This window comes from Streptomyces nymphaeiformis, assembly GCF_014203895.1.
Classification (GTDB): domain Bacteria; phylum Actinomycetota; class Actinomycetes; order Streptomycetales; family Streptomycetaceae; genus Streptomyces; species Streptomyces nymphaeiformis.
Map to the genome: position 1 here is coordinate 79,018 of NZ_JACHJY010000010.1, position 12,769 is coordinate 91,786.

General features: G+C 73.7%; 13 protein-coding genes. 4 read left to right on the plus strand and 9 right to left on the minus strand.

Features of this window, described 5'->3' with window-relative positions; all coding sequences use genetic code 11:
- Nucleotides 1-8: 8 nt before the first annotated feature.
- Nucleotides 9-383 (plus strand): GntR family transcriptional regulator, encoded by a 375-nt coding sequence (locus GGE06_RS31400; protein WP_116161798.1) that lies wholly within the window; start codon nucleotides 9-11, stop codon nucleotides 381-383.
- 151 nt (nucleotides 384-534) lie between these two features.
- On the opposite strand, the gene GGE06_RS31405 is transcribed toward GGE06_RS31400, so the two are convergent.
- Nucleotides 535-1,635, minus strand: a complete 1,101-nt coding sequence (locus tag GGE06_RS31405) for a DUF5925 domain-containing protein (protein ID WP_184932415.1) — start codon at nucleotides 1,633-1,635, stop codon at nucleotides 535-537.
- Between the two features lie 209 nt (nucleotides 1,636-1,844).
- On the opposite strand from GGE06_RS31405, the gene GGE06_RS31410 reads away from it, so the two are divergent.
- Nucleotides 1,845-2,651 carry an SGNH/GDSL hydrolase family protein gene (locus GGE06_RS31410; protein ID WP_116161800.1) on the plus strand — a complete coding sequence of 269 codons (807 nt, stop codon included), beginning with the start codon at nucleotides 1,845-1,847 and terminating at the stop codon, nucleotides 2,649-2,651.
- Here GGE06_RS31410 and GGE06_RS31415 read toward each other — a convergent pair.
- A complete protein-coding gene (locus tag GGE06_RS31415; RefSeq protein WP_184932416.1) occupies nucleotides 2,635-3,582 on the minus strand; it encodes a protein kinase domain-containing protein in 948 nt (315 codons plus the stop codon). The two genes, GGE06_RS31410 and GGE06_RS31415, sit on opposite strands and share 17 nt — an antisense overlap.
- Nucleotides 3,583-3,894: 312 nt before the next feature.
- Between GGE06_RS31415 and GGE06_RS31420 the strand changes: the two genes are divergently transcribed.
- Nucleotides 3,895-4,167, plus strand: coding sequence for a hypothetical protein (locus tag GGE06_RS31420; RefSeq protein WP_116161802.1), 273 nt, complete (start codon nucleotides 3,895-3,897; stop codon nucleotides 4,165-4,167).
- Nucleotides 4,168-4,338: 171 nt separating this feature from the next.
- Here the strand turns inward: GGE06_RS31420 and GGE06_RS31425 are convergent, their stop codons facing one another.
- The 3 genes from GGE06_RS31425 to GGE06_RS31435 form a co-directional block, all read right to left on the minus strand.
- A complete protein-coding gene (locus GGE06_RS31425; protein WP_116165615.1) occupies nucleotides 4,339-5,535 on the minus strand; it encodes a CaiB/BaiF CoA transferase family protein in 1,197 nt (398 codons plus the stop codon).
- Between the two features lie 107 nt (nucleotides 5,536-5,642).
- Nucleotides 5,643-6,419, minus strand: a complete 777-nt coding sequence (locus tag GGE06_RS31430) for an ABC transporter permease (RefSeq protein ID WP_116161803.1) — start codon at nucleotides 6,417-6,419, stop codon at nucleotides 5,643-5,645.
- Nucleotides 6,416-7,354: an ATP-binding cassette domain-containing protein gene (locus GGE06_RS31435; protein ID WP_116161804.1), complete on the minus strand. Its 939-nt coding sequence runs from the start codon at nucleotides 7,352-7,354 to the stop codon at nucleotides 6,416-6,418. The genes GGE06_RS31430 and GGE06_RS31435 overlap by 4 nt, the downstream gene beginning before the upstream one ends.
- 63 nt (nucleotides 7,355-7,417) lie before the next feature.
- Between GGE06_RS31435 and GGE06_RS31440 the strand changes: the two genes are divergently transcribed.
- Nucleotides 7,418-8,176: a TetR/AcrR family transcriptional regulator gene (locus tag GGE06_RS31440; protein ID WP_116161805.1), complete on the plus strand. Its 759-nt coding sequence runs from the start codon at nucleotides 7,418-7,420 to the stop codon at nucleotides 8,174-8,176.
- On the opposite strand, the gene GGE06_RS31445 is transcribed toward GGE06_RS31440, so the two are convergent.
- The 4 genes from GGE06_RS31445 to hmgA all read right to left on the minus strand — a co-directional run bounded on the left by GGE06_RS31445 (nucleotide 8,163) and on the right by hmgA (nucleotide 12,628).
- Complete coding sequence (locus GGE06_RS31445) at nucleotides 8,163-9,371, minus strand: type ISP restriction/modification enzyme (RefSeq protein ID WP_184932417.1); 1,209 nt, start codon at nucleotides 9,369-9,371, stop codon at nucleotides 8,163-8,165. The two genes, GGE06_RS31440 and GGE06_RS31445, sit on opposite strands and share 14 nt — an antisense overlap.
- A gap of 53 nt (nucleotides 9,372-9,424) precedes the next feature.
- Nucleotides 9,425-10,408 carry a hypothetical protein gene (locus tag GGE06_RS31450; protein WP_184932418.1) on the minus strand — a complete coding sequence of 328 codons (984 nt, stop codon included), beginning with the start codon at nucleotides 10,406-10,408 and terminating at the stop codon, nucleotides 9,425-9,427.
- Between the two features lie 116 nt (nucleotides 10,409-10,524).
- Nucleotides 10,525-11,274, minus strand: a complete 750-nt coding sequence (locus tag GGE06_RS31455; protein ID WP_116161807.1) for a GntR family transcriptional regulator — start codon at nucleotides 11,272-11,274, stop codon at nucleotides 10,525-10,527.
- Nucleotides 11,275-11,314: 40 nt separating this feature from the next.
- The gene (gene hmgA, locus GGE06_RS31460; RefSeq protein WP_116161808.1) at nucleotides 11,315-12,628 is read right to left on the minus strand and encodes a homogentisate 1,2-dioxygenase; all 1,314 of its coding nucleotides are present in this window, start codon (nucleotides 12,626-12,628) and stop codon (nucleotides 11,315-11,317) included.
- Nucleotides 12,629-12,769: the final 141 nt, after the last annotated feature.

The window sequence follows — 12,769 nt, forward strand, 5'->3', positions numbered from 1 at the left end:
TCGGCGGGGTGACACTCACCATCGCCGTGGACCACGGATCCACCACCGCTCCTTACGAACAACTGCGTGCCCAGATCTCGGAGCGGGCCCGGTCGGGCAGACTGCCGGTCGGATACAAGCTGCCGACGGTACGGGGGCTCGCGGAGCAGCTCGGCCTCGCCGCGAATACGGTCGCCAAGGCGTACAAGGCCCTGGAGGCGGACGGGGTCATCGAGACGCGCGGGCGGCACGGCACCTTCGTCGCCGCCGCCGGCGACGCGGCGACCCGCCGGGCCGCCACCGCCGCCGCCCAGTACGCCGAGGAGGCCCGCCGCCTGGGACTCACCCGCGAGGCCGCGGAAGCGGCGCTGAACGAGGCCTTGCGGGCGGCGTACGACGACTGACGGGTCGGTACGTACGACGGCCGGCGGGGGTCGGTACGTACGACGGCCGGCGGGGTCGGTACGTACGACGGCCGGCGGGTTCGTACGGGCCGGTGCGTGAAGCCGACGCGTCCGTACGGGCCGGGGTACGAGGCCCACGCGTCCGTACCCGCTACAGGTACAGCCCCGCTCCCGCCGTGCGGGGCTCCGGGAGGTCCGCCGAGGGCGTGCCGCGGCGCAGCGCGAACAGCTCCGCCAGCGTCGCGCCCTCGCGCGGCACGTCCTCCTCGCGGCCGAGCCACTCCACCGACTCGGCCCGGCTCAGCGGCCCGACCTCGATGCGGGCCAGGCAGCGGCCCGGCCGCACCACGGCCGGATGCAGCCGCTCCAGGTCCTCGTTGGTGGTGACGCCGACCAGGACGTTGCGCCCCTGGCCGAGCAGCCCGTCCGTGAGGTTGAGCAGCCGTGACAGGGCCTGCCCCGCCGTGTGCTTCGCGCCGCCCCGGATCAGCTCGTCGCAGTCCTCCAGGAGCAGCAGCCGCCAGCGCTCCTTCGACGTGCCGTCGTCCTCGCCGATGGCGATGTCCATCAGATAGCCGATGTCGTTGAAGAGCCGCTCCGGGTCGAGCACGCAGTCCACCTGGCACCAGTCCTGCCACGCCCGGGCCAGCGTCCGCAGCGCCGAGGTCTTTCCGGTGCCCGGCGGGCCGTGCAGCAGCAGGAGCCGACCCGTGACGTCCTCCGGGGTGACCTTCATCAGGCGGTCCATCGCATCGGCCACCGGGGCGGAGTAGTTGGGCCGGACCTCCTCCCAGGTCCCGGCGCTGATCGCCCGGGTCATGCGACGCGGACCGCGCTGCGGGGCCACGTACCAGAAGCCCATCGTCACGTCGTCGGGCTCGGGCTCCGGCTCGTCCTTCGCCCCGTCCGTGGCCTCGGCGAGGATCCGCTTCGCCAGCTCCGGGTCGGTCGCGGTGACGGTCACGTCCGCGCGCCGGTTCCAGCGGGAGGAGAGGATCGTCCAGCCCTCGCCCTCGGCGAGCACCGAGCTGCGGTCGTCGTCCTTCGCGGCCCGCAGCACCCGCGCCCCTTCCGGGAGCAGCGTCGCGTCGGGCTTCGCCCGGTCCAGGGTGGTGCTGTGCGCGTGCGGCTGCTGGCCGGTCGCGAAGCGGTCGAGGAACAGCGCGTCCAGGACGTCGCCCGGCGAGTCGCTGTCGTCGAGGTTGACGATGACGGGCAGCGTGGCGGGCGGTACGGACGGGGTGTCAGACATGCGCCCATGATCGGACAACCGCACGGGCCGCGCACCGGGTTTTGCGGTCGGAGGGAGCGGAGGATCCGCTTCCTGAAGTGGCCGGATCTCGACGGTTCCTGACGGAGGCTCGCATCACTCCTGTCCCCACTTTTGACATGAACACTTCCGGTCCGGTCGATCCGATGCTACTACCTGGTAGCGCAGAGATCCTGCTACAGGGAGGTTCCATGAGACTGACCCGTTTTGCCGCCCTTTCGTCCTCGCTCCTCCTCGGCGCCGTCCTCGCCCTCACCGGGGCGGGCGCGGCCCAGGCCGCCGAAACCGCCGCGCTCGACTACGTGGCCCTGGGGGACTCGTACTCCTCCGGTGTCGGCTCAGGGAGTTACGACAGCGCCAGCGGCGACTGCAAGCGCTCCACGAAGGCGTATCCGGTCCTGTGGAAGAACGCGAACGCCCCCTCCTCGTTCGCCTTCACCGCCTGCTCGGGCGCCCGAACGGGTGATGTGACCGCGAATCAGCTCGGGCCCCTCTCGGCCGCCACCGACCTGGTCTCCGTCACGATCGGGGGAAATGACGCCGGTTTCGCCGACGTCATGACGACCTGTGTGCTCCAGTCCGAGGCCACGTGCATCAACCGCGTGAATCAAGCCAAGGCCTATGTGGACTCCACGCTCCCCGGCAACCTCGACTCCGTCTACAACGCCATCCGGAGCAAGGCGCCCGCCGCCCACGTGGTCGTCCTCGGCTACCCGCGCTTCTACCAGCTGAGCGGCAGCTGCATCGCCGGGCTGAGCGAGAACGAGCGCAGCGCCATCAATGGCGCCTCCGACTACCTCAACGCGGCCGTCGCCAAGCGTGCGGCCGACCACGGCTTCACCTTCGCGAGCGTCGTCCCCGCCTTCACGGGCCACGAGATCTGTTCGAGCTCGTCCTGGCTGCACAGCGTCAACTGGCTCAACATCGGCGAGTCGTACCACCCGACCGCCGCGGGTCAGTCCGGCGGCTACCTGCCCTCCTTCAACGGGGCTCTGTAGCCGTCCCCTTGCCGGGCTCGGACGGAGCGGTGCTCGTGACGCCGCCCGGCCCGGGCCCGGTGCCCGGCCCGTCGTCCCGTACCGCCTGATAGGTCAGCGCACCCGCGATCAGCAGCGCCCCGACGATCCCGGCCACCAGGACGGGCAGACGGCGGGGTGCCGCCCGTGGCGGCCGCGCCGGCTGCTGTGCCGACGAGGTCCCGGCCCGTGCCTCGCTGTCGTCGTCGCCGCGGTTGGTCCGGGGAGGCGTCGAGGCCGCCGGCGCCGCCTCCGTCCTCGGCGTGCCGCCCGCGGCCAGCCGGCTCAGCTCGCGCTCGGCCTGATCTGCCGTCACGGTGAGGCCCTCGTCCGCCAACCGGTCGATCAGCGCGCCCAGCGGCCCGGGCCGGCCGTCCGTCACCGTCCCCAGGAGCGTCCCGAGGGCGCGCAGATCCGCCTCCGGGCCCGTGGGGTCGTCGGGAGCGCCACCGAAGCCGGTGACGACGACCCGCCCGTCGTTCGCCAGCAGCACCTGCTCGGGCCGTACGCCCCGGTGCGGCACGCCCGCCTCCCGGGCGGCCCGCAGGCCCGCGAGGACCTCGGCGCCGACGCGCGCGGCCTCGCGCGAGGGCAGCGGACCGTCCGCGTCGACCGTCTCGGCGAGGGTGAGGCCGCGGACCAGCTCCATGACGACCCACGGCCGGCCGTCCTCCGTGGCCACGCCGAGGACCCGTACGACAGAGGGGTGGGAGATCCGCGCGGCGGCCCGCGCCTCGCGCTCCCGCCGCGCGTACAGCAGGGGGACCTCGTCCGCCGGCAGCCCGGCGGGGGCGCGGAACTCCTTGAGCGCCACCTCGTGGCGGTCCGTCTCGTCCAGGGCGCGCCAGACGGTGCCCGTCGCCCCCTCGGCGAGAACGTCGAGCAGCCGGTAACGACCCGCGATCACCGTCATGGATCCACGGTAGCCGAGGGGCGTCTCCAAGGCTCCGGTCGCGCGGTGCGCGGGCTCGCGACGATCTTGGTGGTGGAGATCACACCCGTCCTCGTGTCCGTGGACGGCGGTCCGGAGTGCAGGATGGTTCGTGATGGTTCGGCAGGTGTTCGAGTGCTGTCCAACTCGCCCTGGAATCAGATGGATTCGGACAGTCACCGTCAACCCCCGTACGAGTGCGGTGAATCCCGCCGGTGGGATACACGGGTGTCACGATGGAGCGATAGGGTTAACCTGCCCGGGCCGGGTGCCCTTGTACGGGTGGGGAGTGACATGGAACAGATAGCAATGCGCAGCAGGCCGCGAGTGCCTGCCATCACCTGCGGGAGCAGCGCGACCAGTTCGCGACTCGACCGCCATCTCGCGGTGCTCGGCGGCCCCGCCGTGCCCCAGCGCGAGGTGGCCGAGGCGACGCTGCTCATGCGGGAACTGACGACGCGTACGCGCGAGGTGCCGGTGCACAGCCACCGCAGCCGCAGCGCGCGGGTCTCGCTCTTCGCCCCGCTCCGCCGCCTGCGCCGCTCGCTCTTCGGCACGCGCCACTAGCCCGGACGGCACCGCCGCCGCCCGTACGACCCCGACCACGACCCCGCCGGACGTGTCCCCGCCCGTCCGGCGCTTCGTCGTGCCCGGGGACTCTCCTGCACCTGGGACCGCTCACGTGCCCGGGACCTTCCCCGTACCCGGAGCGCCCGCCCCGCTCCCCGGCAGGCGGTGTCAGGCGATCACCCCCGCGCCCCGCAGCTCCTTCAGCTCCGCCTCCGGCACCCCGAGCTCCGTGAGCACCTCGTCCGTGTCCTGGCCGAGGGACGGGATGCGGTCCATCCGGGGCTCCGGCGCGTCCGGGAAGACGATCGGCGGCAGCAGCGCGCGCAGCGGTCCCACCGGGGACTCCACCTCCCGCCACCGGTCACGGGCCGTCAGCTGCGGGTGATCCGCGAGCTCCGCGACCGAGTTGAGCCGGGCGCAGGCGACGCCCGCCGCGTCGAGCCGGGCCAGCGCCTCCGCCGCCGTCAGCGGGGCGAGCGCCGCCGCGACCACCGCGTCCGTCGCCGCGCGCCCCGTCACCCGCGCGGTGTTCGTCGCGAACTCCGGGTCCCCGGCCAGCTCGGGCCGACCGAGGACCTGCTCGGCGAGCCGCCGCCACTCCCGGTCGTTCTGCACGGAGAGCAGGACGAGGCCGCCGTCCGCGGTCGGATAGGCGTCGTACGGGGCGATCACCGCGTGCGCGAGCCCCGTGCGCGCCGGGGCCGTGCCCCCGTGCATCCCGTGGTGCAGCGGATGCCCCATCCACTCGGCCAGCGAGTCGAGCAGGGAGACCTCCACCGGACCGCCCCGGCCGGTCGTGCCGCGCCGGACGAGGGCCGCGAGGACCCCGGAGAACGCGTACATCCCGGCCGCGATGTCGGCGGCCGGGATCCCGGACTTGACCGGCCGCTCGGGCGTGCCGGTGACCGACACCAGGCCGGCCTCGCACTGGACGAGCATGTCGTACGCCCGCTTGTGCGCGTACGGTCCCTCCGCGCCGTACCCCGAGACGTCCACCGCGATCAGCCGCGGGTGCGCCGCGCACAGGGTGGCCGCGTCGAGGCCGAGGCGGGCCGCCGCGCCCTGCGCGAGGTTCTGCACGAAGACGTCGGCGCCCGCCACCATCCGCCGGACGAGCGCCAGGCCCCGGGGGTCCTTGAGGTCGACCGCCACCGACTCCTTGCCGCGGTTGCACCACACGAAGTGGGAGGCGAGCCCCTGGGCGGCGGTGTCGTACCCCCGGGCGAAGTCGCCGCCGTCGGGACGCTCGATCTTGACCACGCGGGCGCCGAGGTCGGCGAGCTGACGGGTGGCGAAGGGCGCGGCGACGGCCTGCTCGACGGCGACGACCGTGACCCCGGCGAGGGGGAGTGGCTGAGTGCTCATGACCGCCCTGCCTACCGTGCCGGGCCGCCCGTTGTCACCAGGGCCTTCGTCACCCGGGCCGCTGCCGGTCGCCACGGGCTTCGTCACCCTGGCCGCCGCGGGCTTCGTCACCCCCGTGCGTACCTCCGCACCGCGAGCGGCGCGAAGACGGCGACGAGGCCGAGGGACCAGAGCAGCGCGCCCGCGACCGGATGGGCCACCGGCCAGGCCGCGTCCGTGGGGATCGGAGCGTTGCCGAAGAGGTCCCGCACCGCCGTGGTGACCGCCGAGATGGGGTTCCACTCGGCGATCGTCCGCAGCCAGCCGGGCATGCCGTCGGTGGGGATGTACGCGTTGGAGAGCAGCGGCAGCATGAAGGTCGCGCTGCCCAGCTGTCCGGCCGCCTCCTCGCTCTTCGAGGCCAGGCCGAGCAGGATGCCGACCCAGGTCGTCGCGAAGCGGAAGAGGAGCAGCAGGCCGAAGGCGCCCAGGGCCTCGGGGAGCGTGCCGTCGATCCGCCAGCCCATGGCGAGGCCGACCAGGATCAGCGGGACCGTGCCGACGGCGCTCGCGAGCAGGTCGGCGAGGGCTTGGCCGAGGGGGACGGCGGCGCGGCTCACCGGCATGGTGCGGAAGCGGTCCATGACGCCCCGGTGCGAGTCCTGCGCGGCCTGGAACATGCCCGTCATCAGGCCGCCCGCCGCCGTCGCGACGAGCATGCCGGGCACCAGGAAGGCCCGGTACTCGGCCCCGGGGGCGGCGAGCGCGCTGCCGAAGACGTACCCGAAGAAGAGCAGGAAGACGATCGGCATCGTCTGGGTCATGACCGTGATCGCGGGCGCGTGCCTGATCCGCTGGAGGTGGCGGCCGAGGACGGCGGTCCCGTCGTGCACGAGGGCGCTCACGCGACGAGCTCCTTCCGGTCGGTGAGGCGCAGGAACACCTCGTCGAGGGTGGGCGGGCGCAGGGAGGCGTCGACGATGTGGACCCCGGCGGCGTCGATCTCCCGGACGATCCGGGGGAGGGTGAGCGTGGTGTCCGTGGTCACCGCGCCGGCCGTGCGCCGCTCGGCGTCCAGGACGGGCGCCGAACCGGTCAGCTGGTCGAGGACGCACGCGGCCGCTTCGAGGGAGGACGGGTCGGCGACGACGACCTCGGCGTAGCTGCCGACCAGCGCCTTCAGTTCGGCCGGGGTGCCGCGCTGTGCGGCCCGTCCCTCGTCGATCAGCACGATGTCGTCGGCGAGCTGGTCGGCCTCCTCCAGGTACTGGGTGGTCAGCAGCACGGTCGTGCCCTGCCCGGCCAGCTCCCGTACGGCGTCCCAGATCCCGTTCCGGCTGTGCGGGTCGAGTCCGGTCGTGGGCTCGTCGAGGAAGAGCACCCGCGGCGGCACGAGCAGGCTCGCGGCCAGGTCGAGGCGGCGGCGCATGCCGCCGGAGTAGGTGCGGGCGGGCCGTCCGGCCGCCGCGGTCAGGCCGAAGCGCTCCAGGAGCTCGTCGGCGCGGGAGCGCGGGGCGCGCAGGAGGCGGGCGAAGAGCCGCAGGTTCTCGGCGCCGGTGAGGTCGCCGTCGACCGAGGCGTACTGCCCGGTGACCGCGATCCGCTTCCGTACCCCCGCGGGGTCGCGCACCACGTCGTGGCCCGCGACCCGCGCGCTGCCGCCGTCGGGTGCGACCAGGGTGGTGAGGACGCGGACGGCGGTGGTCTTGCCGGCGCCGTTGGGGCCGAGGACGCCGCAGACCGTGCCCTCGGGGACGGCGAGGTCGAGGCCGCGCAGGGCGTGGACGTCGCCGTAACGCTTCCGCAGGCCCTCACTAAGTACAGCGTACGTAGTAGTCATGGCGTGACCATACCCCATTACGTACGGCGTACGTAACTACGATGGTGAGCGAGGTGATGATCCATGGCGGGCCGAGCGGCCGTACCGGAAGTGATCTGGGCGCGGCCCGAGCGCACGGGGCGCGGCCCGAAACCGGCGTACAGCCGGCGGGACATCGTGGACGCGGCCGTCCGCATCGCCGACGCGGACGGCATCGACGCGCTCTCCATGCGCCGCGTCGCCGCCGAACTCGGCTGCGGCACGATGTCGCTCTACAACTACGTCCCCCGCAAGGAGGACCTGTACGAGCTGATGGTCGACGCGGTCAGCGGCGAGTACGAGCTCCCCGAGGAGCCCAGTGGCGACTGGCGCGCCGACATGACCGGCATCGCGTACCAGACCCGCGCGATCATGTACCGCCACCCCTGGCTCGCCCGGGTGATGACCACCGCGTACGGCTACAGCCCCAACGCCCTGCGGTTCCTGGAGTGGTGCCTCGGCTGCCTCGTCCCCCTGGACGCGCCCCCCGGGCTCAAGATGCAGCTGATCGCCATGGTCAACGGCACGGTCATGGCGACCGTCGCCAACGAGCAGGCCATGGCCGAGCGGGCCCGCGGGCTGCCCTGGTCCGAGGAGGAGGAGCAGGCGGTGCGCGGTGCCTACCTCATGGGGCAGGTGGCGAGCGGCCGCTACCCGCACCTCGCCGGCCTGCTCGCCGAGGCCCCCGCCGCGCCCGCCGACCCGGAGGAGATCTTCGCGCTGATCATCGCCCGGCTGCTCGACTCGTTCGACCCCGGGGCCAAGGGGCAGCCGCTCTCCGGAGAGCCGTTCACAGAAGCATGAACTGGCCCCCCGGGCCCTCCTCCTGATGGTCCAGTACGGAGGCGGGGCGGCGGGACGCGGGCGGCACGGGAAGGACTCCGGCCGCCTCGAGGTCCGTCCGGCCGATGCCGCCGGCAGCCGGCGCCGCCCGCTCCGGCTCCCGCGCCCCGAGCAGCGCGAGCACCGTGACCAGGTCGAGCAGCTCCGAGGTCCACTCCTGCGGCCACGCGGACGGCCCGATCGCCTCCAGGGAGCCGGGCTCCGCCGGTGCCGTCCGGTGCGCGAACCACTGCTCCAGGACCCGCACCCCGCCGACCCGGTACTCCCAGGCCTCCGCCGGCACGGGGGAGATCAGGCCCCCGCCGACATCGAGCACCTCGCCCTCGGAGTCGTACGCCATCGTCGTCGGCCGTGCCGGGACCGCCGCCCGCACATAGGGCCGGCGCCCGCCCGGCAGCCGGGGCCTCGTCCCGCTCAGGGCGCCGCGCAGCTGCACGTCGGCGAGCTCCCGGCCGAGCGCCACGCCCGCCGCCCACACCTCCGGATCCTCCGGGAGCGGGACACGGCACCCGGCGGGGGAGGGGAGGGCCGCCGCCACCGCCCACGCGAGCCAGTCGTGGGCGTCGACCCGGCGTCCGTAGCGCCTGCCGAGGAAGTCCAGGAGACCGGGCGCGAGATTGGGCTCCCGGCCCCCGGGGCGCCGGAACAGCGGCCGGATGCGGCCCGGACGGCCCGCCGGGGAACGGCCCTCCGGCAGCGCCGCCGTCACCAGGAGCGCGGGACCCGCCGCCCCCGGCACGTACCCCTGCTCGACGGCGAACAGCTGCGGCTCCCCGGCGACCCGCCACAGCTCCGGGCGGGCGGTGTCGATCAGCCGGTGGTCCGGCAGCAGCCACTGCTCGTCGAACGGCCCGGACGCCACCCGCACCGGGTCCGGACACGGTCCCGACTCGCGCGCGAAACGCGTGGTGCCGGTCCGCTGCCCCGGCAGCGCGCCCACCGCGCTCGCCGGCGTCCGTGCCCGGCTCGGCCGGAACAGTGCCTCCCGCTCGGCCCCCTCGGCAGCCACCAGCCGGCCCCACCGGGCCCGCAGCGTCCGGACGTCGGGGGCGACGATCCACGACCGCCCGAACCGCAGCGGGGCCACGGACCACGGCATCAGCTCGTCGAGAAGCGGCAACTCGTCGAGACGTACGTCTTCCGTCACGCCCCGCATGCTAACGACGGCGGTCCGTACGGGGCCAGCGTCGGCCGCGTCCGGCGGACCCGTCAGCGGCGGCGCCGGCGGCGGCGGGGCCGGGGTTCCGGCCGAGCCGCCGGTTCGAGCGGTGCGAGGTCCTCCAAGAGCCGGCGGTACGCCTCGGGATCCCGCTCGAAGTCCGCCCCGGCCGCGAGGGCGGCCCGGTCGGCGTCCTGCCCCCGGAGCAGGTCGACCGAGGTCTGCGCGAACCGCTCCCGCAGGCCCTGCCGTTCGGCGTCGGCCAGCAGTCGGCGCAGTTCGGCGACCGCGGCCTCGGCGTCGGCGCGGGCCGCCGGTCCGGCCTGGAGCCTGTTGCGCAGCCCGGCGGCGGGGGCGGCCTCCTCCAGCAGCGGGTGCAGCCGTTCCGCGAGGTCCCGGGCGGTCGCCGCCGCCTCGTACGCCTGCGGTCCGGCCTCCCGCAGCACCCACAGGGCGCGGACCGGTCCGGGGTCGGGCGCCGCGCCGAGCTCCCCCCTCCGCTCGGCGTCCCGCACCGCGTCCACCGCCCGCACGTAGTCCTCGGACACCCACCCGGCGGCCTCGGCCAGCCTGATCGCGCGGCGCACGAGTCGCGCCTCCACGCCGAGGACCCGGGGGAGGGCACGGAGGTTCCCGCCGACCAGCCCGGTCAGGATGAGCAGCACCCCCAGGAGCAGCAGGGTGTCCTCCGCGGAGTGCCTGTCGGCTTCGGGGTCCTCCAGGTCGCCCCGGTCGGGCCCCTCGGTGAACATGAAGGCGGTCTCCCAGCCGTAGCCGCGGCTGTCCGGATAATCCGGCGCCTTGAGGGAGGAGGCCCGGCCGGGATCGCAGTGGTACGGACCCTCCCGCGTCTTCTTCTGATACGGGTCGCTCCACCGGACCCGACAGGTGCCGTCGGCCTTCTCGTCGATCACCGCCAGGTCGATCTGGCGTGCCGCGGGTAGGTCCGGTTCGGTGGCGTACAGCCACACCGAACAGGCGAAGAGCGCGAAGCCCGCCGTCGCGATCCAACGGAATAACGGTACGTGTCGCATTCGGTCATCCCCCGCCGTCAGCCTCTCGTCAGGCGGGCGCCCGCGTGAAGGGGACGGCCCGGGCGACGTACCGGCGCCGCCGTTGCCCGGCACCGGCAACAGCAGGCCCCGAGGCCTCAGTGCGCTTCCACCGTGACCGTGAAGGAGAAGCGGTCGCCGCGGTAGCGGATGCGGGCCACGTCGACGACGCGGCCGTCCTCGTCGTAGGTCACGCCCGTGTAGTGGAGGATCGGGGAGAGCAGCGGGACCTGGAGGAGGCCCGCCGTCTCCGGGTCCGCGAGGCGGGCCTCGACCGTGTCCGTGATGCGGCTGATGCGCACCCCGACGACGTCCCGCAGCACCTTCGTCATCGGCCAGCGCTCCAGATCCGCCGGGTCGATCGCCTCGGCGAGCTCGGGCCGCACCGCGTTCTCCGCCCAGTTCGTCGGCTCGCCGCTCTCCCCGTCGCTGCGCAGCCGCCGGTACGCCACGACCTCCGGCACGTCGGGGAAGAACTCCGCGAGCTCCCCGGGCACCGGCTCCGTGGAGTGCCCGAGGACCGTCGTCCGCTCGCCCGACTGCTGGGCCACGATCGCGTCGATCGAGCCGAGCAGCCGGCGCGGGGTGGACCGCCGGGCGCCCGGCTCGATGAAGGTCCCGCGCCGCCGGTGCCGGCTGATCAGGCCCTCCTCCTCCAGTTCCTTGAGGGCCTGGCGCATGGTCAGCACGCTCACGCCGTAGTGGGCGGCGAGCTGCTCCTCGGTGGGCAGCCGCAGCGAGGCGTCGGGCGTGCGGCCCAGTATCGAGGCGCGCAGCGACTGCGAGACCTGATACCAGAGCGGCAGCTTGCGGTTCAGGACCAGCGAGTCGGGAGCGAAGGCGGTCACGGGTTCTCCGTACGAAGGCTACGGGCTTACGGCCGCGACATTACGGCCGGAAGTGGCGCTCAAGACCCTGCCATACGTCGTCGTATCCCTTCTGCAGGTGGTCGGCGGCCGCGGCCTGCGGGGTCGTGGTCACCGGCCAGCGGGTCTCGAACATGAAGGCAAGGCCGTCGTCGATCTTCTGCGGCTTCAGCTCGGCGGCGCTGGCCCTGTCGAAGGTCTCCCGGTCGGGGCCGTGCGCGGACATCATGTTGTGCAGCGAGCCGCCGCCCGGCACGAAACCTTCCGCCTTCGCGTCGTACGCGCCCTCGATGAGGCCCATGTACTCGCTCATCACGTTCCGGTGGAAGTACGGCGGGCGGAAGGTGTCCTCGCCGACCAGCCAGCGCGGGGCGAAGACCACGAAGTCGACGCCCGCGAGCCCCGGGGTGTCGGAGGGCGAGGTGAGGACCGTGAAGATCGACGGGTCGGGGTGGTCGTAGGAGATCGTCCCGATGACGTTGAAGCGGCGCAGGTCGTAGACGTACGGGGTGTGGTTGCCGTGCCAGGCGACGACGTCGAGCGGCGAGTGGCCGTACGTCGCCGACCAGAGGTTGCCGCAGTACTTGTTGACCACCTCGACCGGGCCCTCGACGTCCTCGTAGGCGGCGACCGGGGCGCGGAAGTCACGGGCGTTGGCCAGACCGTTGGCGCCGATCGGGCCGAGGTCCGGCAGCTGGAACGGCGCGCCGTAGTTCTCGCACACGTAACCGCGGGCCGTCTCGTCGAGCAGCTCGACACGGAAGCGGACACCGCGCGGGATCAGCGCCACCTCGCCCGGGTACGCGGCGAGCAGGCCCAGCTCGGTGCGGAGGAGGAGGCCGCCGCGCTCCGGGACGATCAGCAGCTCGCCGTCGGCGTCGCCGAAGACCCGCTCCATGGAGGCGTTGGCGTGGTAGAGGTGCACGGCCATGCCGGTGCGCTGCGTCACGTCGCCGTTGCCGCCGAGGGTCCACAGGCCGGCCAGCCAGTCGGTGCCCGGCGCCGGCTCCGGCAGCGGGTTCCAGCGCAGCCGGTTGGGGTCGGGCACGGTCTCGGTGAAGGGGGCCCCGGCGAGGGTGTCGTTGTCGATCCGGGTGAACGGCGGGTGCGCTGCCGAGGGGCGGATCCGGTAGAGCCAGGAGCGGCGGTTGTGGGACCGCGGCTCCGTGAAGGCGCTGCCGCTGAGCTGCTCGGCGTAGAGGCCGAGGGGTGCGCGCTGCGGCGAGTTACGGCCGTCCGGCAGTGCGCCGGGGACCGCCTCCGAGCTGTGCTCGTTGCCGAAACCGGTGCTGTAGGTGAGCGCCTCGGCCGTCTTCCTGGCCTGCTCCGTGGTCATCGACCGCTCCTGTCCTGAGCCCGCAAGGGAATCCTATGGATGACCGTAGGATTCCGCGCGCCCTACGTCAACGGGGCACCGACGGTCCGCGCTCGGATCGGTACGTGCACAGGGGGTGCGCGAGGGGGTCAAAAAAGATGA

What these genes read in the sequence shown, in the direction of transcription:
- GGE06_RS31435 (WP_116161804.1), bottom strand. Translation starts at nt 7,354, where the DNA reads ATGACTACTACGTACGCTGTACTTAGTGAGGGCCTGCGGAAGCGTTAC.
- hmgA (WP_116161808.1), bottom strand. Translation starts at nt 12,628, where the DNA reads ATGACCACGGAGCAGGCCAGGAAGACGGCCGAGGCGCTCACCTACAGC.
- GGE06_RS31410 (WP_116161800.1), top strand. Translation starts at nt 1,845, where the DNA reads ATGAGACTGACCCGTTTTGCCGCCCTTTCGTCCTCGCTCCTCCTCGGC.
- GGE06_RS31440 (WP_116161805.1), top strand. Translation starts at nt 7,418, where the DNA reads ATGGCGGGCCGAGCGGCCGTACCGGAAGTGATCTGGGCGCGGCCCGAG.
- GGE06_RS31420 (WP_116161802.1), top strand. Translation starts at nt 3,895, where the DNA reads ATGGAACAGATAGCAATGCGCAGCAGGCCGCGAGTGCCTGCCATCACC.
- GGE06_RS31450 (WP_184932418.1), bottom strand. Translation starts at nt 10,408, where the DNA reads ATGCGACACGTACCGTTATTCCGTTGGATCGCGACGGCGGGCTTCGCG.
- GGE06_RS31415 (WP_184932416.1), bottom strand. Translation starts at nt 3,582, where the DNA reads ATGACGGTGATCGCGGGTCGTTACCGGCTGCTCGACGTTCTCGCCGAG.
- GGE06_RS31405 (WP_184932415.1), bottom strand. Translation starts at nt 1,635, where the DNA reads ATGTCTGACACCCCGTCCGTACCGCCCGCCACGCTGCCCGTCATCGTC.
- GGE06_RS31445 (WP_184932417.1), bottom strand. Translation starts at nt 9,371, where the DNA reads ATGCGGGGCGTGACGGAAGACGTACGTCTCGACGAGTTGCCGCTTCTC.
- GGE06_RS31425 (WP_116165615.1), bottom strand. Translation starts at nt 5,535, where the DNA reads ATGAGCACTCAGCCACTCCCCCTCGCCGGGGTCACGGTCGTCGCCGTC.